At 54.2% G+C, this 23,107-nt stretch carries 18 protein-coding genes; 14 read left to right on the top strand and 4 right to left on the bottom strand.

The genetic code is table 11. From position 1 onward, the window contains the following. Positions 1 to 266: 266 nt before the first annotated feature. The 3 genes from WMW70_RS17555 (at position 267) to WMW70_RS17545 (ending at position 3,426) form a co-directional block, all read left to right on the top strand. Positions 267 to 521, top strand: a complete 255-nt coding sequence (locus WMW70_RS17555) for a helix-turn-helix transcriptional regulator (protein ID WP_341438745.1) — start codon at positions 267 to 269, stop codon at positions 519 to 521. 448 nt (positions 522 to 969) lie between these two features. Beyond that, positions 970 to 2,685, top strand: a complete 1,716-nt coding sequence (locus WMW70_RS17550) for an Eco57I restriction-modification methylase domain-containing protein (protein ID WP_341438744.1) — start codon at positions 970 to 972, stop codon at positions 2,683 to 2,685. After that, positions 2,686 to 3,426 carry a PaeR7I family type II restriction endonuclease gene (locus tag WMW70_RS17545; protein WP_341438743.1) on the top strand — a complete coding sequence of 247 codons (741 nt, stop codon included), beginning with the start codon at positions 2,686 to 2,688 and terminating at the stop codon, positions 3,424 to 3,426. It abuts the gene before it with no gap. A gap of 288 nt (positions 3,427 to 3,714) precedes the next feature. Here the strand turns inward: WMW70_RS17545 and WMW70_RS17540 are convergent, their stop codons facing one another. Beyond that, positions 3,715 to 4,857 (bottom strand): SH3 domain-containing protein, encoded by a 1,143-nt coding sequence (locus WMW70_RS17540; protein WP_341438742.1) that lies wholly within the window; start codon positions 4,855 to 4,857, stop codon positions 3,715 to 3,717. Positions 4,858 to 5,150: 293 nt separating this feature from the next. Between WMW70_RS17540 and WMW70_RS17535 the strand changes: the two genes are divergently transcribed. The 5 genes from WMW70_RS17535 to WMW70_RS17515 all read left to right on the top strand — a co-directional run bounded on the left by WMW70_RS17535 (position 5,151) and on the right by WMW70_RS17515 (position 9,104). Continuing rightward, positions 5,151 to 5,921 (top strand): nuclease-related domain-containing protein, encoded by a 771-nt coding sequence (locus tag WMW70_RS17535; RefSeq protein ID WP_341438741.1) that lies wholly within the window; start codon positions 5,151 to 5,153, stop codon positions 5,919 to 5,921. Between the two features lie 25 nt (positions 5,922 to 5,946). Continuing rightward, positions 5,947 to 6,474 (top strand): hypothetical protein, encoded by a 528-nt coding sequence (locus tag WMW70_RS17530; RefSeq protein WP_341438740.1) that lies wholly within the window; start codon positions 5,947 to 5,949, stop codon positions 6,472 to 6,474. 34 nt (positions 6,475 to 6,508) lie between these two features. Next, positions 6,509 to 7,429: a restriction endonuclease gene (locus WMW70_RS17525; RefSeq protein ID WP_341438739.1), complete on the top strand. Its 921-nt coding sequence runs from the start codon at positions 6,509 to 6,511 to the stop codon at positions 7,427 to 7,429. A 189-nt stretch (positions 7,430 to 7,618) separates the two neighbouring features. Beyond that, the gene (locus WMW70_RS17520) at positions 7,619 to 8,485 is read left to right on the top strand and encodes a hypothetical protein (protein WP_341438738.1); all 867 of its coding nucleotides are present in this window, start codon (positions 7,619 to 7,621) and stop codon (positions 8,483 to 8,485) included. Between the two features lie 94 nt (positions 8,486 to 8,579). Next, positions 8,580 to 9,104 (top strand): DUF4231 domain-containing protein, encoded by a 525-nt coding sequence (locus tag WMW70_RS17515; protein WP_341438737.1) that lies wholly within the window; start codon positions 8,580 to 8,582, stop codon positions 9,102 to 9,104. 33 nt (positions 9,105 to 9,137) lie between these two features. Here WMW70_RS17515 and WMW70_RS17510 read toward each other — a convergent pair whose 3' ends face one another. After that, positions 9,138 to 10,091 (bottom strand): retron St85 family RNA-directed DNA polymerase, encoded by a 954-nt coding sequence (locus WMW70_RS17510; protein ID WP_341438736.1) that lies wholly within the window; start codon positions 10,089 to 10,091, stop codon positions 9,138 to 9,140. Further along, positions 10,088 to 11,128 carry a retron St85 family effector protein gene (locus tag WMW70_RS17505; protein WP_341438735.1) on the bottom strand — a complete coding sequence of 347 codons (1,041 nt, stop codon included), beginning with the start codon at positions 11,126 to 11,128 and terminating at the stop codon, positions 10,088 to 10,090. Before WMW70_RS17505 ends, WMW70_RS17510 begins: the two co-directional genes overlap by 4 nt. A 1,136-nt stretch (positions 11,129 to 12,264) precedes the next feature. On the opposite strand from WMW70_RS17505, the gene WMW70_RS17500 reads away from it, so the two are divergent. The 6 genes from WMW70_RS17500 (at position 12,265) to WMW70_RS17475 (ending at position 21,781) form a co-directional block, all read left to right on the top strand. Then, complete coding sequence (locus tag WMW70_RS17500) at positions 12,265 to 14,166, top strand: SLC13 family permease (RefSeq protein ID WP_341438734.1); 1,902 nt, start codon at positions 12,265 to 12,267, stop codon at positions 14,164 to 14,166. 441 nt (positions 14,167 to 14,607) lie between these two features. Then, entirely contained in the window at positions 14,608 to 18,453 is a 3,846-nt protein-coding gene (locus WMW70_RS17495; protein WP_341438733.1) for a response regulator, read from the top strand. Between the two features lie 29 nt (positions 18,454 to 18,482). Then, the gene (locus WMW70_RS17490; protein ID WP_341438732.1) at positions 18,483 to 19,544 is read left to right on the top strand and encodes a two-component system response regulator; all 1,062 of its coding nucleotides are present in this window, start codon (positions 18,483 to 18,485) and stop codon (positions 19,542 to 19,544) included. 366 nt (positions 19,545 to 19,910) lie between these two features. Continuing rightward, the gene (locus WMW70_RS17485) at positions 19,911 to 20,741 is read left to right on the top strand and encodes a motility protein A (RefSeq protein ID WP_341438731.1); all 831 of its coding nucleotides are present in this window, start codon (positions 19,911 to 19,913) and stop codon (positions 20,739 to 20,741) included. After that, positions 20,722 to 21,504, top strand: a complete 783-nt coding sequence (locus WMW70_RS17480) for an OmpA/MotB family protein (RefSeq protein WP_341438730.1) — start codon at positions 20,722 to 20,724, stop codon at positions 21,502 to 21,504. The genes WMW70_RS17485 and WMW70_RS17480 overlap by 20 nt, the downstream gene beginning before the upstream one ends. A 52-nt stretch (positions 21,505 to 21,556) precedes the next feature. Then, positions 21,557 to 21,781 (top strand): LytS/YhcK type 5TM receptor domain-containing protein, encoded by a 225-nt coding sequence (locus WMW70_RS17475; RefSeq protein ID WP_341438729.1) that lies wholly within the window; start codon positions 21,557 to 21,559, stop codon positions 21,779 to 21,781. 204 nt (positions 21,782 to 21,985) lie between these two features. On the opposite strand, the gene WMW70_RS17470 is transcribed toward WMW70_RS17475, so the two are convergent. Continuing rightward, complete coding sequence (locus WMW70_RS17470) at positions 21,986 to 23,071, bottom strand: GGDEF domain-containing protein (RefSeq protein ID WP_341438805.1); 1,086 nt, start codon at positions 23,069 to 23,071, stop codon at positions 21,986 to 21,988. Positions 23,072 to 23,107 lie beyond the last annotated feature (36 nt).

Below are 23,107 nucleotides of genomic sequence, written 5' to 3'. Positions count from 1 at the left end.
GGGGCGATTCAGAGCAGCCCGGTAAGCAGACTGTCCTCAGTCCATGGACTGAGGACAGCGATCGCCTCACCCCGCTCCAACCCTAGGGCGCAGCCATGGGCCTCGTCATGCCGGCTGGTTTGTGGCCTTGAAGCCACAAATGATAACTAACACGTGCATTTTGTAGCCCGCGAGCCACAGCTCAAGCCTGGCAGCATTTGTATAAATGTAGCCCAAGAGCTACATCTTCAGGCATTAGATCTATTTTTGATGCCCGAGGGCTACAAATGACCTCTCTCTACGATGTTTCCGAAATGCTGAAACAGGCACGCGGTGATGCCAAGCTGAGCCAAGAGGCATTGGCCAGCAGCGCAGGGGTATCACGCTCCACTGTTGCGCGCATGGAAACATTGGCCAAAGGCGATATGAGTGTCTCGGTGCTGGTTCGGCTGCTGGAAGCGGCAGGCTATGACTTGAAGCTGGCTAAGGCCTGCCATGAACGGACGATTGAGGACATCCTTATCGAGCAGCGGTCAGGGTGACTTGCCGCACCGGCTATCACCAGCAAGCACGTCAAAGCGTCGCCAATGTCCATTGGTTCACCTACGTACATCTGCAGCACACAGAATTTTCGCGGGCGCGAAAATGAAGAGCCACAGTAGCGCCGAGTTTAATCGGCTCACCCGGTGAGCCGATTAAACGAGTTATTCGGCTCACAGCAATAGACGCCTCCAAATGCGTGACTACAACTGAATCATGCCCAACTGGCCGCTCATCAGTTAGCAAACCGCACAGCCTACGCTCGCCCCGGAGCCCCTAGCCCTCCACATACCCATGAAGGATTTAAAGCCGGCAGGTTTCGCCTGATCTTTTGATGGCTGCACAAGCCAAAGCACGGATGGTAGGAGGCAAACCATGGCGCGCTATGGGAAAATGCAGCGCTAAACACCTGACTGGTGTGTTGCCGGTCTCGCCAAGAGGTTTTCATTGATGTCTTCATTGTCGAGCATGGCTACACCATTGCCGTACTGTCCGATTAGCGCCGCTAGTGAGGCGCTTGCATCTGATGGTGGCCATGAAGAACGAGGGGCGATTTTTACTCGCTCGGAGGTTGTAGAGTTCATTCTCGACCTGGCTGGGTACACCGTAGACCAGCCACTTCATAGAATGCGTATCTTAGAACCGTCATTTGGCGGTGGTGATTTCTTACTGCCTTTGATCCGCCGGCTGCTGGCTGCTTGGCGTACCTACGAGCCTGATGGCGATGCGCTTAGCGACCTAGCTGATGCGATTCGGGCAGTCGAGTTGCACCGTGAGACCTACAGTTCGGCCTGTAGGGCGGTCATTGAACTGCTCCTGCGAGAGGGTCTGAGGCGTGACACGGCAACCGAGCTTGCTGATCGTTGGCTTTCTCAAGGTGACTTCCTGCTAACTACGGTGGACGGGCAGTTCGACTTCGTAGTCGGGAATCCACCTTACGTACGCCAGGAGCTTATTCCTGCACCGCTGCTAGCTGAGTACCGGCGCCGGTATACGACCCTGTATGACCGGGCTGACTTGTATATCCCGTTCATTGAACGCTCCCTGTCGCTGCTATCGAAAGCTGGCTGCCTCAGCTTCATTTGCGCTGATCGGTGGATGAAGAACCGCTACGGTGGGCCACTCAGAGGACTAGTGGCCAAGCACTTTCATCTGAAAATTTACGTCGATATGACTGACACGCCGGCATTTCTCTCGGATGTAATCGCTTACCCGGCCATCACGGTTATCAGTCGAGAAAAACCAAGTACAACCCGCGTTGCACACAGCCCCGATATCGACAGTGCCTATCTAAAAGCCTTGGCTGAAAAGCTCCTTGTGAAGTCCTTGTCGAATGATGTGACATCGGTGAGAGAGGTCGCGTGTGTGGCTAATGGCTCAGAGCCTTGGCTGCTAGAGTCGCCAGATCAAATGGCCCTGATTCGCCGCCTTGAGCAACAGTTTCCAAGCCTGGAAGAGACTGGCTGTAAAGTCGGAATTGGCGTTGCTACCGGTGCTGACAAAGCTTTTATCGGAGATTTCGCGACGCTTGATGTCGAACCTGATCGCAAGGTTCCACTAGTCACGACCAGGGACATCATGTCAGGTGAGGTTGTGTGGCGCGGCCAGGGGGTCATTAACCCATTCAAAGATGCTGGTGGCTTGGTAGATCTGCATGACTACCCGCGACTTAGGCGCTACCTGGAAGAACGCCGCGAGACCATCGCAGGACGCCACTGTGCAAAGAAGTCTCCCACTGGCTGGTATCGTACGATTGACCGCATCACCCCATCGCTTGCCTCTAGGCCAAAACTGCTGATTCCTGACATCAAAGGTGAGGCGCATGTTGTTTTCGAGGACGGTCAACTTTACCCCCACCACAACCTGTACGTGGTCACTTCAGACACCTGGGATTTGCGAGCGCTTCAGGCTGTGTTGCTCTCTACAGTTACCCGACTTTTCGTGGCGACATACTCGACGAAAATGAGAGGCGGTTTTCTTCGTTTCCAGGCGCAATACCTACGAAGAATCCGTATTCCCCATTGGTCTGATGTGCCAGAAGCACTAAGGACTGAGCTAGCTGACGCCGCAAAGAAATTGGACATAGCTGCCTGCAACCAAGCCGTATTCAAGCTCTATCAGCTTAGTGAAGAAGAAATCAATGCCATAGGAGGCAATGGAAAATAGATGGCTCTGGATCTCGTCGACTACGAAAACAAAGCTCGCCAAGCTGTTATGGCTTTTTGGGGAAACCGCGAAGCAGCCAGGCTGAGACAAATTGAGACAGGCAGAGCCGACCAAGGTGAGCGCGCAGGCGTCACAGACGGTAAGAACATGGATGGTTTCATTGATCTGATTCTCGACATTGTGAGGGCCAATGGCCTTGCTCATGCTGATATTCATCTGAAGAAAGGCGTACTGACCTTACCGGGGTATTTCCGGCCGACCAAACTCTGGGATCTCTTGGTTACATATAAGGGAGAACTCATTGCAGCTGTTGAGTTGAAAAGTCAGGTAGGCCCGTCTTTTGGCAACAACTTTAACAACCGTACTGAAGAGGCAATAGGCACGGCCCATGATTTATGGACAGCCTACCGAGAAGAGGCCTTTGGGAAGCAGCCGCGTCCTTTCGTGGGCTGGCTGATGATGGTTGAGGATGCTGAAAAGTCCAGGAGCGCAGTTCGGGATGCTTCACCGCACTTTCCAGTATTCCCGGAATTCCAAGGGGCGTCCTACCTCAAGCGATACGACATTTTGTGCCAAAAGCTTGTGCAAGAACAGCTTTACACTACTGCTGCCCTGCTCACGTCACCACGGACTTCGGCTACTAGCGGCGAATATTCTGAAATGTCCGCAATGACTGGTTTAAAGGCATTTGTTGCAGCATTGGCAGGCCATGTTGCCGCTGCAGCGGCCAGGCTTGATTAGATAATGAGCGATAAATAGGCGATGCCTCGGCTCAGTACAACCTCGCTCTTGGCAGTGGCTAACCTCACGCCCGTACTAGAAACACAAAGCCTGCAGCTGGTCATGCTCTGATGGCGACTACACCTGTAGATCACCCATGGGGTCTACAGGTGCTTGCTGTGAGCAATTAGCCCTCATCATGGCCGGTGTCCGGCATTTGGAGATCAGGCACGCCTGCCCCTTGGCTCACGGGCACCACTCTAGTGGCTCAATTCAAGGAAAAGCTCGCATGGAAGTGCTCTTATGTGTTCACTTCCGCACCTTTCTCAAGAACTTGGTGGAGACATACCCATCAATCGAGTAGCCCTCATGCTCGTATGACACAAAAAGCCAGGTTCGATCCTCTTTACCGAGAACAACTACTGGCGCATACCGGGGAAGCTGCATGATCACATCGGCCGTCATGCCAGGACCGTCTCGCAAGTTAACGTCTTTTCCCATCACTAAACGAACATCACCGGGTTTGCCGGCAAGCTCGGTACGGATGAAGTTCCGAACCCCGGAAACGGACTCAGTTTGCGGCAAACGAGCGTTCAGATCGACCAAACTGGCTCGGGCGGCTTCCCACTCAACTAACAAACATAGCGACGGGACCAGCACATATAGCCACACCAGTAGAATCCAAGTTGGAATGGTCGCGAGTGATTTTCCTGCTGTCGCTTCAGTTTGCACCTCACAAAAAAAAGTGCCCCCTAAAGCTATTGAACTTTGAAATTCACCTACCTGTTGTGGATGTGCTGACACTGCTACAGGCTGTTCCGGGTCGATGCGTCGCGCTGCTAGCTCATCCATTACCCCGTCAACAGTAAGTCCCCCGGGTATATCCCACTTATCTAAGACCCTAGCTGCAGCTGCAATTGCCTTCATCGACGGGCTCTCTTCCCAAGCCCTTGCTGCGGCTGCAATTGCCTTCATCGACGGATTCTCTTCCCAAGTCCTGGCTGCAGCTGCAATTGCCTTCATCGACGGACTCTCTTCCCAAGTCCTAGCTGCAGCTGCAATTGCCTTCATCGACGGGCTCTCTTCCCAAGTCCTGGCTGCGGCTGCAATTGCCTTCATCGACGGATTCTCTCCCCAAGTCCTGGCTGCGGCTGCAATTGCCTTCATCGACGGATTCTCGTCCCAAGTCCTGGCTGCAGCTGCAATTGCCTTCATCGACGGACTCTCTTCCCAAGTCCTGGCTGCGGCTGCAATTGCCCTCATCGACGGACTCTCTTCCCAAGTCCTGGCTGCGGCTGCAATTGCCTTCATCGACGGACTCTCTTCCCAAGACCGGCCTACCTTGGCCATCATTTTCACTGTGGGATGATCTTCCAAGTTCCCGGAAAATCTGACACCAACCTTAGGGTCTGCACCTTGGGTGTTTTGCAGGGGCTCTTCTTTCTCGCTCAACTCGGACTCTCCTTACTATTAATTAGACCCTTATCAGCACCGCCCAATATCAGGTCGTAGCCAGGGTGTCCAAAGCAATGGTCTCTGGCATATGAGCGACCTGATGGAGAAAGGCTGCATCACAGCGCTGCGGTGTTGGGAGCAGTGCTCGCTACCGAGTAAATAACTCGGGAAATGCTCCAGCGTGGATCTCACGTCGAGTGCAGCACGTGTTTAACGGCTGCAATACTATCGTGCCATTACGCCAAATTTCGGTAAGATCCGGTTAACTCAGGATTTCTGAAGGTTGGGAAATGGACTTCACCCCCGTCATCGCGCAGGTCTGGGGCACGCTGGGCTGGTTTATCCCGCTGATGCTGCTGATCGGCTTGCTCAAGTCGCCTTGGGCCAAGGGCCATATTGGCGAACTCCTGGTGCGGCTATTTGCCCATTGGCAGCTGGATAAGCAGACCTACCGCCGCCTGCACAATGTCACCCTGAACACACCTGACGGCACCACGCAGATCGACCACGTATTCCTCTCGCCCTATGGCATCTTCGTGCTGGAAACGAAGAATATGAGCGGCTGGATCTTCGGCAGCGAAAAGCAGGCGCAGTGGACGCAGAAGCTCTACAAGCGCACCTTCAAATTCCAGAACCCGCTGCGACAGAACTACAAGCACCTCAAGGCGCTGGAAGCCACCCTTGGCGTTGATCCCGAGCACCTGCACTCGGTGATCACCTTTGTCGGCGGCAGCACCTTCAAAACCGAGGTGCCGGCCAACGTGACCCAGGGCATTGGCTTTATCCGCTATATCAAATCATTCCAGCAGCCGGTATTTAGCGCGGCTGAAGTCGACGCCATGCTGCACGCCCTGCAAACCGGCCGCCGCGCACCGACCCTCGCCACCCAGCGCGAGCATGTGCAAAACCTTAAGCGCCGTAGTGATCCGACAGCCGAACGGCAATGCCCGAAATGTGGGAGCGCGCTGCTGATTCGCACCGTGAAATCAGGGCCGAAATTGGGGCAGCAGTTTTGGGGATGTTCGGCTTTTCCCAAATGTCGAACCATGCAAATCCTTTGAGACAAAGTATCAGGAGAGCTCCACGGTGATCCCCATAATCAAAAAAATAAAAACCGCTATATACACCTTTACATCTACGTTTGTCGGCTGCTGGGCTGGAACGCTGTATGCCATACAAGTTTCTCTCTCCAGCATGGATTCAGTAAAAATAGAAAACCGTGACGACCAAATATCAACAATTAGATCAACATTAAACAATATAGAAGATGTACTTTATCTAGTTCCGATACTCCTATTAGCATCAGGGGTATTACACATCACCCATCTTCTTTTAATAGGTAGAAGTCGCACGCTTAGCAGAGAGAACAAAGCCCTCTATCTCAAAGATGAAAGACTAAGCTTTATTTCATGGATCACATTCACGCTAGCGGGGGCAGCGTTATCTTCTTACTTCTCTGCAAGTTCAATCAATGTAGAGCTAATAAAACAAACGGCCATGACAGGCATATTTTTTATATGCGCCATCATTGCTGCAGCCCTCACATTTGGACAGTATTTCGTTGACTTAGCCAGCGCTAAAAAACAAGCAATTCAACCTAGTAAAAATAACTGAAATACTTGTCATGCCCCCTGCGCCTGGAGCTGCAATGTCCGTCCCAACCTACGACCAGTTTATTGAACCGATCCTGCGCTATCTGGCCGCCACACCCGAAGGCGCAACAGCACGTGACTCCCATGAAGCCGCGGCTGATGCGTTGCGCTTGTCGGAAGAACAGCGACAGGAGCTGATTGCGAGTGGCCAGGCCGTATACAAAAACCGGGCGGGCTGGGCTCATGACCGGCTAAAACGTGCCGGCCTGTCCAGCAGCGCCAAACGTGGTTATTGGAAGCTGACCGACGCAGGCATTACCTATGCCGCGCAACACCCCTACCCTCTGGCTGCAGATAAAGTCGAACAACTCGCCATTGGCTTTATGAACGTAGAACTCAAGAGCCCGACTGACGCCATCCCCCTCGATGGACAAGAGCGGCCCGCGCCTGCAGCCAGCTCCGCCACTGTCAGCCCTGACGACCGCCTGGAGCTGGCCCTGCGTGAGTTACGCGAGGCAACGGCTGCGGATGTGCTGGATAACCTTCTGCAGGTCAGCCCTAACCGCTTTGAAGTCATCGTGCTGGATGTGCTGCATAGCCTTGGCTACGGCACTAGCCGCAACGATCTGCAGCGCGTTGGTGGCAGTGGCGATGGCGGGATCGACGGTGTGATCTCGCTAGACAAGCTCGGCCTGGAAAAAGTCTACGTCCAAGCCAAACGCTGGCAAGGCACGGTTGGCCGACCAGATTTGCAGGCCTTCTATGGCGCTCTTGCAGGTCAAAAGGCCAAGCGTGGCGTGTTTATCACCACTTCAGGCTTCACTGCCCAGGCAGCAGACTTTGCCCGCTCCGTGGAAGGCATAGTGCTGGTTGATGGCAGTCGACTGGTCAACCTGATGATGGATTATGAAGTTGGCGTGACCTCACGCCTGCTTAAATTGCCGAAACTAGATAGCGACTACTTCGATGAGGAATGACTGAAGAAAAAATAAATCCGCCTCCTTTTCGCACAGAGGCGAACTGGTGCCGCAAGACCCAAACGACGAACCGACCAGCGTGCTGCTGGAGCGCATCCAAGCCCAACGCGCCGCAGCGCCCAAGGCCAAGCGCGGCAGAAGGGCCTCGGCATGAACATACGATTCACCCGCTAGCGCAGGAGCTGCCGCATGAACCCCAAGGACTGGATTGACCTGCTGCAGCGCTTGTTTGCCTGGCTCAGTGAAAGGCGTAACCCGGTACGCCAGCAGGCCGCACGCGTGCTGGCGACTTTTGAGGCCCATAGTGTGGCCCGCACTGAGATCAATGCTCTGCTACCGGAGACGCTGCAGCTTTCGGCTTACCAGTGGTCGAGTGCCGATCAGCTCAAGCTGGCCTTGCGGCAGGCACATCTGGATTGGCTCAACCTGCATTTCGCGCTCGAAGAAGGCTGGCTGACCGGGCAAAGCGATTCAGCCCATCTGCACCTCTTCAGCTACAAAGCGCCGGGGGAACTGCATCAATGGTTTCAAGAACACCGCACACCTGACGCCAATTTCGAGTTCAAACTGCATCTGCTAATGCCCGACGCCCACGAAATCGGGCCGGACTCAGCGGGCTATTACTCTCTAGTTTTGGAGCAGATGGATGAAGACCATTCGGTGTGCAGACGCTTTTATCACCTCACCGAAGGGGGAGACCTCAAGCATTGGCCCAGCCTGATTCATCTTCTGCAGGTGTTGGCTATCGCCCATCACCATGGTGCCATCATGCGGCGCTCGCAGCTGGATGCGGCTTCCCTGTATCAGCTGAGCCACCATAAAGGACTTATCCCCAACTGGCTGGACAGGTGCCGCCCTCACCCACTGGAAGCCGACCATGAGCTATGGCCACACTACTCCGGGCACTCCCCATGGCTCGATGAACTGCGCGCAGATGCCGAGCAGGGTCTACGCCGCACCGGGCTGGCCGAGGTGATTGAAACGCTGCACCACGATACCCAACGTTTTTCACGCCATCCCAGCAGCGACCTATTGACAACACCTCTGCCCCGCTGATTGCGGGGTGGATTTATCCGCCAGAATTCTTTCGTCCAATTACACCTACTTTCGGTACTATCCGGTTAGCTCAGGATTTCTGAAGGTTAAGAACATGAACAGGACAAGCGATATGTTTAAAAGAAACGGCTCCAGCCTCACCAATACTATCACCCCGACATCTGAAAACATCGCGAAGAGCGCCGCCTGGTTCCGATTAGAAGACCAATTAAATTGGTATGACACAAAGAGCCTAAGCTGCCAGTCATGGTACAAAAGACTGAAAATAGCCCAAGTAACCCTAGCTGTAATTATTCCTGCAGGGAGTCTTTTACCACCAGCCTGCGTAGCACTCTACACATCAATTTCGGGCGTTTTGATTGCCGTTCTAGAGGCTGTCCAGCAGATGAATCAATACTCAACACTATGGGTAACTTACAGAGCTACAGCAGAGAGATTAAAACATGAAAAATATCTTTTTCTATCTGCAGCAGGCCCCTATAAATCCCTATCAGAAGCCGACAGTATAGTTATGCTCGCAGAGCGTGTAGAAGAGCATGTGTCGACTGAACATGCAAACTGGTTCAACGAATCTAAGCGCATGAACACAGCTAATAAATCTGAGCAGGGCAGCAAGTAAAAACAATAAAATAGAACCAAGAAAAATAATTTATCAATTATCTTTCTTGGTTCTATACTGAAACAATTCAGACATGACTTTTATCCCGTATTTCGCTCTCATTCTAGAGCAAAACAACGGTTCCACATCCTCAGCAAAGCCTAATAGGCCCTGAAGTTTTGGTACATCCACGGCATCAAGCCTACCCTGCATGAACCCATGTATCATTGCACTGATTAAACGCTTCTTATCACGACCGAGCGAAAGCTGCCCCCCATTGTTAACGACTATACCTGTAATTCTCCTACTACCTTTTTTGGATACATGAATAGTTTTGGAGTCATTTAAACTTAGCCGAGGATATTCGATCCCATTCAAAACCTCCAGAATTGCACGCTCAATTTCAAAGCACAGACCTTTTTCATTCGTCGAAAAGGTCAAGTCATCCGCATATCTTGTGTACACAAGGCCTCGCCCCTCACACCAAGCATGCATCATACAATCAAATTCATACATTATAGAGTTAGACAGCAAAGGAGAACTTGGAGCCCCCACACTAAGCACCAACCCAGCCGAGTCCTTATGGTTAATGCAGGAAATTCTTGACAGGACCTTATAACTATCCGGCGCAACCACTTCAGAAAGATGCTTGGTAAAGTGTCTGACCAAGTCACCTTCGGTTATTGATCCGAAAAAATTCTTAAAATCGAATTTAGAAAAATACTGATTTAACCTATGCTTATCCGCATTCTTCTTGATGCTTGAACCGCGAGAATATGCTGTTGCACACTCATGAACCGGAAGCTCCGAAAACACACTATCGACCAATATACGCTGCAGATACTTAGTTTCTCTAGCCGGCTGAGAAATAACTCGCTTACCAGTAGTTTTCTTATCGACCTTATATGTCTTGTACGAATATGGCGCTTTAGCTACCAGCAGCATCAACTCGCGTTCCGAGAGCGCTAAGGCAGACGCGATTTTCTGAAGAAGATTTGGATATTTCATATCTCCCCCGCAATTTTTGCTTGGCGTATGGCTCTAAACCTATTCTTCTCAGAAGCCGTAGTCCTATAATAGCTCAGCAAGTCTAGTCTTATCCTCACCGGATTAAATGCCCCCTTTGACTTCAACGCAAAGCGGACCCTATGGAATTCTTCGCTACTAACTCTCGAAGTGTAAAACTGTGCATCACTGTAGGCAATACGATCAATGTAACCAAAATACTCCAACAAAAACAATTTCCGCCTCACATGCTCTCGCTTCACCTCGCAGCCTAGAGCTTGCATGGCTTCTAAAATCTCCACCTCCTTCAGCGCGACGAACAGACTTACAAGCTCATATATAATAACAATCATATGAGCCCCACTACTCAAACTTAGCCGCCGCGAGTCTTTTAATAAAGCCAGCTCTTCCTTTATGTCATCCATCATACCCTGAATCAAATCAGAGGTTACCTTTTCGGGGAACTTAATATCCCAAGGGTAAAGCTTAACACTAGTAGGATGCTCATCAGCCACATGCCGCAGTATCCCTAAGCTAATGAAAGAATCCTCCTTCGTATGCTCGCTAGAAACTATGGCAATCAACTTCCCCTTGAAGTCAGAAAGTTGTGAGAACGCCCCCAGCTCAGCAATAGCGCCCTCACTTTCAAGCACAACCACCACTAGAGAACACATGCCAGCTAATTCTGACTCAAAATCCATGAGATTCTTGAAAACACCATCATGCTGCCAATTAGTTATTTCTTCTGGCCTAAAAATTCTGAAATCAGGACGAAAATTGAAGAACTGATGCCGAATAGACCTTGCCGAAGAAGCAGCAGCATGATTGGGTGACTTAGAACTGGCATCAACGCCAAATGGATTCAGCCTTGACAGCCTACTGGAGAGGCGCGATAGAAATGACTCGTCTTTAGTGCCCAATTTGGCCAGACTTTCACCTTCAACTTTCCCACCACACAGCAACACCAGCGGCTTTTGTGAAAAAACCACTCTCGCCGCACTGGGTTCTAGATCCTCAAGAATTTTCTTTCGCAGATCCATGCGGCTAATAATTATAAGGTTGCTAATTAAGGAATCGGGAGAAGGTGTCGAGCACTGCTGCGCGTAAAAAAGGTTCCTTTACCTCGGAAAGCCGCAGAGAATATCTGCGGGCCGGAATGAGCCTGCGAATGTAGGACCGCAGATATTCTCTGCGGAATAAAACCAAGCAATTCATTTGAGTCTGGCGTAACGCCCGACTAAGCCACGTAAGGTTAGACTTACTAGCTTTTATCGCGTAAAGGAAACTGATTTCTAACACGCGCAAGCCAAAATTGTCAATCGAAGCCAGCCCAACTGGTAGGCTAATCAGAAGCCATCTCTGGCCGTTTCGTGTACTTGGCTGAAAACATCTCAACGCCAGTACACTAGTGGTACAGCACTCAGCTTCTACCCATTTCGCCAAATTACGCTCAACACCAGTAACCACTGGTACGTTGAGCTCACTGTACCTGCACTAAGCTACGCACGATTTCACTGGGTTTGCAGCGTTTCTAGGCAACTCATAATCCTTTGGTCCACGGTTCGAGTCCGTGTGGGCCCACCATTCAAATCAAAGAGTTAGGCCAGTCTTCGGACTGGCCTTTTTCTTTTCTGCGCTATAAATCACTTTTTGGTCACCGTATTGGTCACCACTTGGTTTCACCTGCGACCCGCCCTCTAGATCAGCGCGACAGACCCTACCGCCAACCACCCTGCCTCGCCATGAAGCATCTCCAGCTCTGCTCTTCGCCTTTCTAGGAGTGCATCTGAATCGCCCCTGGTTTTGTTGCCGTCTCCATGTGCCTGCTGGCGCTGCAGAAACGAGAGGACGTCGAAGCCTTTGCGGCGATGTTTTTCAGCTACGACCAATTGGCCCGCAGATGGGTACGCTACGGCTATCTCTATCCATTCGGCGAAGGCGTGGCGGGCGTTCGTGCGGCCTGTGCTGTGGCCGCGGTGATCCGTTGCCCTGCCGGGAATTGCACAGCATGCCCACTGAAGGCATGGCTGTAGTCCCGGGGAAATGAAATGTGAGAGCCTGATGCCGTTGAACAAGACGATCCGCTTGCTCCCAGGGGGCTATCGCAAGGCGCAGGGTGGCGCACTGGCAGCGCCCCACCCCCTTACTATTCACCACATCGACCATGCAGGCGTACATGACCAACGATCAATGGGCCATTCTGGCGATACTCGCGGCCACGGTGGCCATGTTCTTATGGGGACGCTGGCGTCACGACATGGTGGCAACCGGTGCGCTACTCGCCTGCGTCCTGACGGGACTGATCGAGCCCGCCGAGGCGTTCTTGGGCTTCGGTCATCCGGCGGTGATCACGGTGGCCTGTGTGCTGGTGCTCAGCCACGGTTTGCAGAGTTCGGGGGCGGTCGATGCGCTGACGCGCGCCGTCTTGCCGGCCAACGCAGGGCGTCTGGTGACACTGGCCGCCTTGATGGCGCTGGGTGCCATTCTGTCCGGCTTCATGAACAACGTCGGGGCCATGGCACTGCTGATGCCGGTGGCCATTCAGGTGGCGCAACGGCTTGATCTCACGCCCGGACAGGTGCTCATGCCGCTGGCCTTCGGCACCATTCTCGGCGGCATGACCACACTGATCGGCACTCCCCCCAACCTCATCGTGTCCGGCTTTCGCGCCGAAGCGGGCATGGGCGGCTTTGGCATGTTCGACTTCACGCCCATCGGTCTGACCGTCGCAGTGGCCGGCGTGTTGTTCGTTGCGCTGGTCGGCTGGCGCTTCGTTCCGGCGCGCAAACAATCGGGTGTTGAGGGCTTCGAATCCGGTGCCTACATCACTGAGGTCAGGGTGAAGGAAGACAGTAAGGCCGAGGGCATGAGCTTGCGCGAAATCGAGGCCGTGCTGGCTGACATCGATGCGCAGATCATCGGTATCGTGCAACACGAGGTCCGGCTTATCGCCGCCAATCCGGGCCGACGGGTGCACGCCGGTGACATTCTGATGATCGAGGCAGAGGCCGACTCGCTAACCGATGTGCTGTCGACTCTGCAGCTCACGCTCGAGGAGTCGGTCAAACCGGAGCAAGCGCAGCCCCCCGAGGAGCCTGAAGAAAACCAGGCCAGCCGCGGCGCGGCAACGACAGAGGACGACAGCAAGGAAAAGGGCAAGAACTCGGCCAAGGATCACACGGAGGAAGCCTATAGCGAGGTCGCTGCACCGGCAAAATCCGGCGAGGTGGTGTTGATGGAGCTCGTCGTCTTGCCCAGCTCGCCACTATCCGGCCGCTCCGCCAGCGATATCCTGCTGAGGACGCGATACGGCATCAATCTGCTGGCGCTATCGCGCGAGGGCCGGCGGTCGATGAAGCGCCTGCGCTCCATCGACCTGCAGTCCGGCGATCTGCTGTTGATGCAGGGGCCGCCCGAGTCGGTTGCCGAGTTCGCCGCAGACAATGGCTGCGTGCCGCTGGCCCAGCGGGAATTGCGCATCCCCAACAAGCGCAAGCTCTGGCAATCCAGCCTGATCATGCTCCTTGCCGTTGGTAGCGCCGCGGCCGGGCTGCTGCCTGCGGCCATCTCCTTTGCCATGGGCGTGCTGGCCTCGATGGCGCTGCGCACGGTCCCACCGCGCAAAGTGTACGAGACCATCGACTGGCCGGTGATCGTCCTGCTGGCCGCGCTGATCCCGGTGGCCGGAGCCCTGCAAACCACCGGCACGGCCGATATCATCGCCCGCGTGCTCATCGACAACGTCGCGCAGGGCCACGCCATCGTCGGCCTGGTATTGATCCTGGTGGTGACGATGTTTCTCTCGGACCTGATGAACAACGCTGCCACTGCCGCGGTGATGTGCCCGATTGCAATCGGCACGGCTGCCACGCTGGGGGTAAGCCCGGACTCCTTCCTGATGGCGGTGGCCATTGGTGCCTCATGCGCCTTCCTCACGCCGATCGGCCATCAGAACAACACCCTGATCCTCGGCCCGGGCGGCTTCCGCTTCGGCGACTACTGGAAGCTTGGGCTGCCGCTGGAAATCATCGTGATTGCGGTGACGGTACCGATGCTGCTGATCGTGTGGCCGCTGTAAGCAAGCGTCCGACACCCCCTCCCATGGCCCAGGGTGGCTGTCCCGCGCAGCCCATTGGTTCGACGGCGCGGCATGGTATGCGGCGTAAGCACAAAGGGCACCCCACGGCATGAGCTACTTTCACGCACCCTATCCGTGCGAGCGCACTAGATGGCGCAACAGGCGTCTCGACACCACCTTTGGCGATCAGACGCCAACCGGTCGCATCTAAGATGTCGCACTGGTCGTCATCATTCTGCTTAGCGTGGGTAGGGTGCCGGGCGTTTTTACACACTCTGGGCCAAAAGCAGCCACTTGTTGTGATCTACAAAACCAGGCGCGATTCACCTAATGTTTTTGCAGCAATGTCTAACTGCTGATGCGGTAGTAGCAATATGATGTCATCGTAAAGTGCCCCTCTGGTGCTTTGTCCGCTAAATGCAGTCAACAAGGAATCCCTCTGTGAAGCTCGTTAAGTTCAGTAATCTGATCAACTGGGTGTTGGCTGTTTTTCTGCTTCTGACGACTGCCAGTGTGATCTTGACCTTTAACCTGTCCAAACAGCATCGGGTCGAGTTGGATCGCTTGCATGAGGCCAGCGATACGGCAAAGCATCTGCAAATTTCGACCTATGAACTGACCCGTTCAGTTCGTAGTTTTGTCATGACCAAGGACGAGCAATTTCAGCGCGATTATTTTGCTCTGAGGGATGATCAGCAAAGCGATGATCAGCTCTTGCAAAGCTTTTTCAATTATCAGCTCAGCTCACGCGAAATTGAGCTGCTGATGGAGGCCAGGCTGCAGGCTTCTCGTCTGGATGAAATTCACCTTAATGCGTTTTCCCTAGCCCACGAAGGACGATGGGCTGAGGCGATTGAGTTGGTTTTCAGCATGCAGTACCAGAATGCAATTAAGCGAGAGATTGGTCCGCTGCAGGAACTGGAAGTCTCGGTGCATCGTCAAGCCGCTGTGCGCATAAACGAACTAGATCGGCAGATTACCTACGCTACGGCCTTTGCCGCCTCAATGCTGGTGCTCTGTCTACTGCTGGTGCTGATTGTGCTACGACGTTTCTATCATCGACGGATACTGCAGCCACTGGTCGAGTTGACCGAAAGTACCCAGCATCTGCTGCATGGTGAACCCGACATACAGTATGCCTACAGTAGTGAACTGTCCGAGGTTGGCGATCTTAGTCGCGCCCTGATACGTTTTCAGGAGCTGAAGCTTGAGCTGGAGTTGCAGCGTCGCCAGTTCAGTGAGGCGGAAAGCTGGTACCGACAGATTATTGAGTTCGCGCCAGACGGCATGCTCATCGTAGACGATAGTGGCAATATCGTGATTGCCAACCCTAAAGCTCACGAGCAGTTCGCCTACACCCAGGGCGAGCTACTTGGATTGAGTATCGACGAGCTGGTGCCAGAGGACATTCGCCCCAAGCATGCGCAGATGCGCGAGCGATTCATGGCCAGCACTGCTCAGCGCGCCATGGGCAGCGTTGCTGGTGACTTCCGTGCTGTGAACCGGTACGGCCTCGAATTTCCTGTGGAGCTTGGGTTAACGCGTTTACCACCAGTGGCCGGCCGTGCACCCTCTGCTTGCGTTAGCGTACGTGATATCAGCGAGCGCAAGCTGTACGAGAAGACAATCTCCGATCAATTGCAATTCCAGCGTGTTCTGCTCGACACCCTACCTTATCCGGTCTTCGTCAAGGATGCCTTGGCGCGCTATATCGACTTCAATCAGGCTTTTCTTGATGTATTTGATGTGCAGCGCGAAGAGCTGTTGGGCAAAACAGTGTTGCAGTTCCTGCAACTGCCTGCGGATGATCGCTCGATCTATCAGGCGGCTAACGAGCGCATTATGCGCGAAGGGGGGCAGTATTCCTCGGAGATGCGCATTCCTTATGCCGACGGCAGTCTGCACCCTCACATCTATACAATCGCTGGTTTTCGCGATAGCGATGGTCAGGTGGCGGGGCTAGTGGGAACTCTGATCGATATTTCTGCCCAGAAGGATGCCGAGCAAGCCCAGGCCCAGGCCAAGGATCTGGCGGAAGAAGCCACCCGGCTGAAATCTGATTTTCTGGCCAACATGAGCCACGAAATCCGTACGCCGATGAACGTGATCATGGGTATGGCCCATCTGGTACTGGACAGTCAGCTGGAAAAACAGCAGCGCAGCTACCTGGAGAAAATTTACGCTGCGGCCCAAGGGCTACTCGGTATCATCAATGACATCCTAGATTTCTCGAAGATCGAGGCTGGGAGGATGGGGCTGGAGAGTACCGATTTCTATCTAGAGGACGTACTCGGCAGCCTGGTCGATATGGCGACGCTCAAAGCCCAAGAGAAAGGCTTGGAGCTGCTGTTTGACATCGGTACGGATGTGCCCGGCGGTCTGGTCGGCGATCCACTGCGCCTGGGGCAGGTGCTTAATAACCTGCTGAGTAATGCTGTCAAGTTCACTGAGCAGGGTGAAATTACCCTGAAAATCCGCAGCGAGCAGATGCAGCTGGCCGAAGGTGATCGGCAAGGCAAGGCCTGGTTACTGTTCGAAGTCGAAGATACCGGGATCGGCCTTAACGAAGAGCAGTGCAGTCGCTTGTTCCAGGCGTTCGCCCAGGCGGATAGCTCTACATCACGTAAGTACGGCGGTACTGGTCTTGGCCTGACTATATGTAAGCGTCTGGTCGATCTGATGGGTGGGGAAATTAGTGTCGATTCGGTGCTTGGAGTAGGCAGCACTTTCTCCTTCAGACTGCCGTTCCAATTACAGCGTGAGCAGCGCGAACTTCTGATCAGTTGCGACAATGTGCTCGGCATGCCGATTCTGGTTGTGGATGACAATGCCAGCGCCCGTGAGATTTTCTCCAGTATGTTGCATTCGCTGAAGTTCAAGGTTGCCACTGCCGCTAATGCTCTCGATGCCATCGAGCATCTGCGTAATGCCGAAGCTGCCGGGCAGCCGTTCCGGCTAGTGATTATGGATTGGATGATGCCGGGTATGGATGGCGTGACGGCAATCCGCGAGATACGTCAGGATCCAAAACTGACTGCTCCACCGTTCTTCGTTATGGTCAGTGCCTACAGTCGCGATGAGCTGATGGAGCGCCTTGAAGGCGCACCAGTGGCCGATGTTCTGATCAAACCCATCACACCTTCGACACTGCTCGACAGTATTCTCAATGCTTTTGGCAAGGTAGCCTTGTCCCGTCCGCGTAAGAAAGAATTGCTGCTGGAGGTAAAGGTTGCCAAGGAAGCTCTACGCGGGGCCTCGTTGTTGCTGGTTGAGGACAATGTGGTCAACCAGGAAATGGCCTTGGAGCTGCTTAGTCGCGCCGGCATTAAAGTGGCGGTCGCTAGCAATGGTGCCGAAGCACTGTCGATGTTGGCTCACCAGCGTTACGACGGCGTCCTCATGGATTGTCAGATGCCTGTGATGGATGGTTTTGAAGCCACCCGGCGTTTGCGCGCCCAGCGAGAGTTTGCTGACTTGCCGATTCTTGCGATGACGGCCAACGCTATGGCAGGCGATAAGGAAAAGTGCCTCAAGGTGGGCATGAACGATCATATCGCCAAGCCGATAGACGTTAACCAGCTATTCATCACTCTAGAGCGCTGGATCAAGCCCAGCGGGCCCAAGGTTGAACTGCTTGTCGATGAATTGCAGGTCATGCAATTGCCTGCCATTAGAGGTCTGCAGTTGGAGGCCGCTTTACAGCGTCTGGGCGGTGATAAAACGCTGCTGCGCAAGTTGCTTCGTCGCTTCTGTGAAACGCAGGCCGACTGCAAGTCACAGATTGAGGCGGCACTGACCGCCGGCGACCGCGAGTCCGCCGTGCGTTTTGCACATTCACTCAAGGGGCTGGCAGGAAATATCGGTGCGCTTACTCTCGCCTCCAATGCGACTGAACTGGAAGCATGTCTACGTCACGAGCGTGATGAGGATGCAGCAGTGGCCATGAAGACGCTGGATTCCGAATTGCAGATGCTAATCGGTCAAATTACTCAGGCTTTATATGAACAAGCTGCGAGCAGCACTCACGATACAACCGTTGCATTTGATCCTGAAGTGGACAGACAGTTACTTAAGGCGGGTCTTGCCCGTCTTGAACAACTGCTGCGAGAGGATGACAGTGACTCTGTGCGTTGTATGAGCGAGCAGCTAGGTAGTTTGATCGGCATTGGCCAGCAAGAGGTGGCCGCTGAACTAGAGCGGCTGATCAGTCGTTACCAGTTCGAGGAAGCTTTGCTGGTGTTGCTCAAGTTGCAGCACGAGCTGGCGGCTCAGGATGGGCAGTCGTGAATTTCAGCAATGCCCACTCGAGAGATCTTATGAATACGAGCATCAAACAGAGCACCATCCTGTTGGTCGACGATGTGGCTGACAATATCGATATTCTGAGCGCAGTGTTATCGCCCTATTACCGCACTCGGGTGGCACTCAACGGCGAAAAAGCTCTAGATATCGCCAATTCGACCAACCCGCCGGACCTGATCCTGCTCGATGTAATGATGCCCGGAGTTGATGGCTATGATGTCTGTCGACAGTTAAAGGCCAATCCCGATACGCGCGACATCCCAGTGATCTTCGTCACTGCCATGAGTGAGATGGAGGATGAGAAGCTTGGACTGGAACTAGGTGCGGTGGATTACATCACCAAGCCAGTCAGCCCGGCTATCGTGCTGGCGCGGGTGCGTACTCACCTTGCTCTTTATGACCAGAACCGCGAGCTGGCAAGGCAGGTCTATGACCGCACCGCCGAGTTGCTCAATACACGCCAGCAAATCATTCGCCGTCTGGGGCGGGCGGCCGAGTTTCGCGATAACGAAACAGGCAACCACATTATTCGCATGAGTCACTTCTGTCGCCTGATTGCCGCGGCGGCCGGTCTGGGTGAGAAAAGCGTGGAAATGCTCTATAACGCTTCGCCCATGCACGACCTAGGAAAGATCGGTATCCCCGATCACATTCTTCTCAAACAGGGCAAGCTCGATGATAACGAGTGGGCGATCATGCGGCGGCACCCTGAGATCGGCGCGGATATCATCGGGCAGCACAGCGACGAGTTGCTGCAGACCGCTCGAATGATTGCACTCTGTCACCACGAGAAATGGGACGGCAGTGGTTATCCTGCAGGTCTCAAGGGTGAGGAAATCCCCCTGATGGCACGCATTGTGGCATTGGCCGACGTATTTGATGCGCTGACTACCGTGCGCCCATACAAGCGTGCATGGAGCGTGGAGGAGGCGGTTAGCTTCATCGAAAGCCAGGCGGGCAGCCATTTCGATCCAGCCCTGATTGAGCCATTCCAACGCGTCCTTCCAGACATATTGCGTATCCGCGAGGAGTTTTCTGAAAGTCGTGGGGCCTTAGAGGACCATGGCTTGTCGTGAGCGGTGAAGCTCTCTAACGTGCTACTTGCGTAGCCATCTCTGGATGCTCTGAAATAGCCCGGTATTTGCGGCCGGCTTCAGCGTTTCCCGATTTTAGAAGCGACGATTCGACCAAAAACGACCAAGTCATCCGCTCATTTCTGAGCTTTTTAGCCGCTGCGAGCATTCCCGACGGCCATCTCCCGCATTACAAATGTACCTCGCCCGTGGCGGTTAGTAACTACCGGCGCGCCATAAGCGGCCGTCGAGTGTCGACGAAACTAGGGGCGATTCACTAGGCAGTTTGGCTACTATCCATTCTGATACACCTGTCACTAGACTGATTGCTATGGGCACCTTGTTTCCACAGTTCCGTACGGAGTTTGCATGAACCCCTCCACGCTTATTGGCATGCTTTCGGGCATTCTGCTACTCGCCACTGTTCTGATTTTCTCTACGGAAGACCCATCGCTTTTTCTTAATCTACCGGGCTTAGGCATTGTGTTGTTTGGAACACTGGCGGCCACCTTTATAAGCTACCCATTGCGCGAGGTCGTGCGCATCTTCAGCTTGCTTGCGACAGTTATGCGCAACGAACGCCTCTATGCAAAACACGACATTGAGGAGCTGATCAAGCTTTACCGCATCTGGATGTCTGGCGATCTGAAAGCAGTCGAAAATGCTTTGGAACAAGTGGCTAATCCATTCCTTAAGACCGGCGTGCAGCTGGTAGTGGACATGACGCCTGAGGAAGACGTGATGGACCTACTGCAATGGCGAATTGCGCGTCTTCGTGCAAGAGAGCACGCCGAAGCACAGCTTTTTAGGATTATGGCGGGCTATGCACCGGCATTCGGCATGGTCGGTACGCTGGTCGGCCTGGTTAATCTGATGTTCCTGCTGGGCGACGGTGATATCACCAGCATCGGCCAACAAATGGCGATTGCTCTGATTACGACGTTCTATGGTGTTTTGCTCGCCAACCTCATATTCAAACCAGTGGCAGTCAAATTAGAGCGCCGCACAGAAGACCGCGTGGTGCTGATGAACACGATCATGCAGGGAATTTCGATGATGAATCGCAAGTGCAGTCCGGCCCTGATGCGCGAAATGCTCAAATCGTTCATGGCCCATTATCAGGATGAAATCAACGACGGAAGCAAGGGAAAGTCCGGTCAGCGTAATGATGAGGCGCAAAATGACCGACGCCCACGCTGAGGATGAATTACAACGCAGGAAACTGCTTGAAAAGCAGCTGAGTCTTCTTCAGCTCGAACTGCAGCGCGCAAACCGCTCCAACGACATCAGTCGGCATCGACTGCGGCGTCAACAGGCCACACATGTCGTTTATGAAAACAGTGAGGAAGAAGGCTGGTTAACCGTTTACCTCGATCTGCTCACCCTGATGCTGGTGTTGCTCGTGGTTATGCTGACGTTTGCAGGTAACAACCACGGATCAAAGTCCGCAAGCCCAATGGCCAGCCTGTTGAGCAACCGCCCTGACCCGCTGCAGGTGCTAACGCCTCCGATTCCGGCACCTATCGAAACAGCGCCGCAAGCTGACCCACTGTCAGGTCTTGATACAAGCGCTCTGGGCGATGACATTGAGGTCATTGTTAACGAGCAAAGCGTGAGCTTTCGCATCAGCAGTGAAATCATTTTTGCGCCTGGCCAAGCGGATTTGAGCCTTGAAGGCTTGGCAGTACTGCGCAAACTGCTGCCTGTTCTTCGCCAGGGTGAGCATCGCATAACCATTGTCGGACATACCGATAACGTGCCTATTCGCAGTTTGCGATACCCCTCCAACTGGGAACTGTCCGGTGCGCGAGCAGGCAGCGTGGTTCGCTATCTAGAAGCGAACAGCATACCCAACCAGCGGCTGAGTGCTGTCGGTTACGCAGACACACGCCCATTGAGCACAAATGACACCGTCGAGGGACGAGCGAGTAACCGCCGTGTGGAGCTGATCCTTGAAAAGTAGGAATTTTAATAACCACGTAAATACTTGGAGCTTGCGCAACTGACATTACCGAATGATCATGCGGTATCTAGAGGAATATGAACGGCTGGGTAAAGTCTGTGCCGGTCTACTGTTCGGCGCAGTTTGTATTGTGGGCATGAAAATCCCACTGGTGCTGACTGAAGGAATTATTTTCGATGGCCGCACGGTAGTGCTGAGTATGGCTTCCTTTTTTGGTGGCCCGCTAGTTGGCGCTATCGCGGGTAGAACCCAGCCCTCTAATGTGCTACTTGCGTAGCCATCTCTGGATGCTCTGAAGTAGCCCGGTATTTTCGGCCGGCTTCAGCGTTTCCCGATTTTAAAAGCAACGACTCGACCAAAAACGACCAAGCCATCCGCTCATTTCTGAGCTTTTTAGCCGCTACGAGCATTCTCGGCGGCCATTTCCCGCGTTACAAATGCACCTCGCCCGGGGCGGTCAGTAACTGCCGGCGCGCCCCAATTATTCAAGACAACCCTCGCCCAGCTCCTGGTCGCGACTCACCAGCCGGTCGCGGCCCTGTTGCTTGCCGCGGTACAGGCGGCGGTCGGCGCAGCGGTAGAGTTCGTCGGCGCTGCGGCCGTCCACGGGCCATTCGGCTAGGCCGAAGGTGGCGGACAGGGGAATGCTCTGCCCGGCGTATTGCAGCGGGCTGGCATTGATCTGCTGGCGCAGGGCTTCGACCAGGGGCTCGGCCCCGCAGCGGTCGGTACTGCGCAGCAGCATGCCGAACTCTTCGCCGCCCAGGCGGCCGAGGCTGTCGGTCACCCGCAGACGTTTGCCCAGGCTGTTGCAGATCTGGCGCAGGGCCTGGTCGCCGGCATCGTGGCCCCAGCGATCATTCACCGCCTTGAAGTGGTCGACATCCATGATCACCAGCACCAGCCGGCTCTGGCTGCGCTCGGCTTCGCGGATGCTCTGTTCCAAGGCTTGCTGGAAACTGCCGCGGTTGGCCACACCGGTCAGCGCATCGGTGCGCGCAATGCGTTGCAGCTGCTGGTGCGCGGCGGCGCGGCGGGTTTCGTAGAGGTGCATAAAGACCATGATCAGCAAGCCGCAGAACAGCGCATTGCCCAGATCGATCAAGCCGCTGCTATCGAGCACCACCTGGTACTTGTACAGGTACAGCGGCGTGGCCAGCAGCACAAAGGGCAGGGTCAGCAGGCCGCCGCGAACTCGCCCGAGCAGCAGGTAGGCCAGCACGGGGATGATGTAGACCCAGACGAACGCCGTCTGCGAGGCCTGCGGCATGACCATGATGTACAGCAGAAAACTGAAGGTCGGCAGCAGGTAGAGGTAGATCCAGGGCAACAGATTGCGCACGCCGACGATCCGCCACGCGCCCCAGAACAGCAGCAGGGTCAGCGCCAGCTCAAGGCCGGCAAACGAGTAGTTACCGCCGACAAACTGCAGCACGCTGAACAGCCCGAGGGTGATACCTGTGGTGGCGAACACCATGCGCATCAGCGAGTGCTGGCCGATATCCTGCAACGCAGCGTTGCCGCTGCTGTCAGGTGGCTGACTTCGAGCAGATGGCTTGAAAAACATGGCGATCCCGCTGGCAAAGGGCCGCTTAGACACGGC

The organism is Pseudomonas sp. XK-1, assembly GCF_038069885.1.
GTDB lineage: Bacteria > Pseudomonadota > Gammaproteobacteria > Pseudomonadales > Pseudomonadaceae > Aquipseudomonas.
This window is presented reverse-complemented; position numbering and strand designations above follow the sequence as displayed.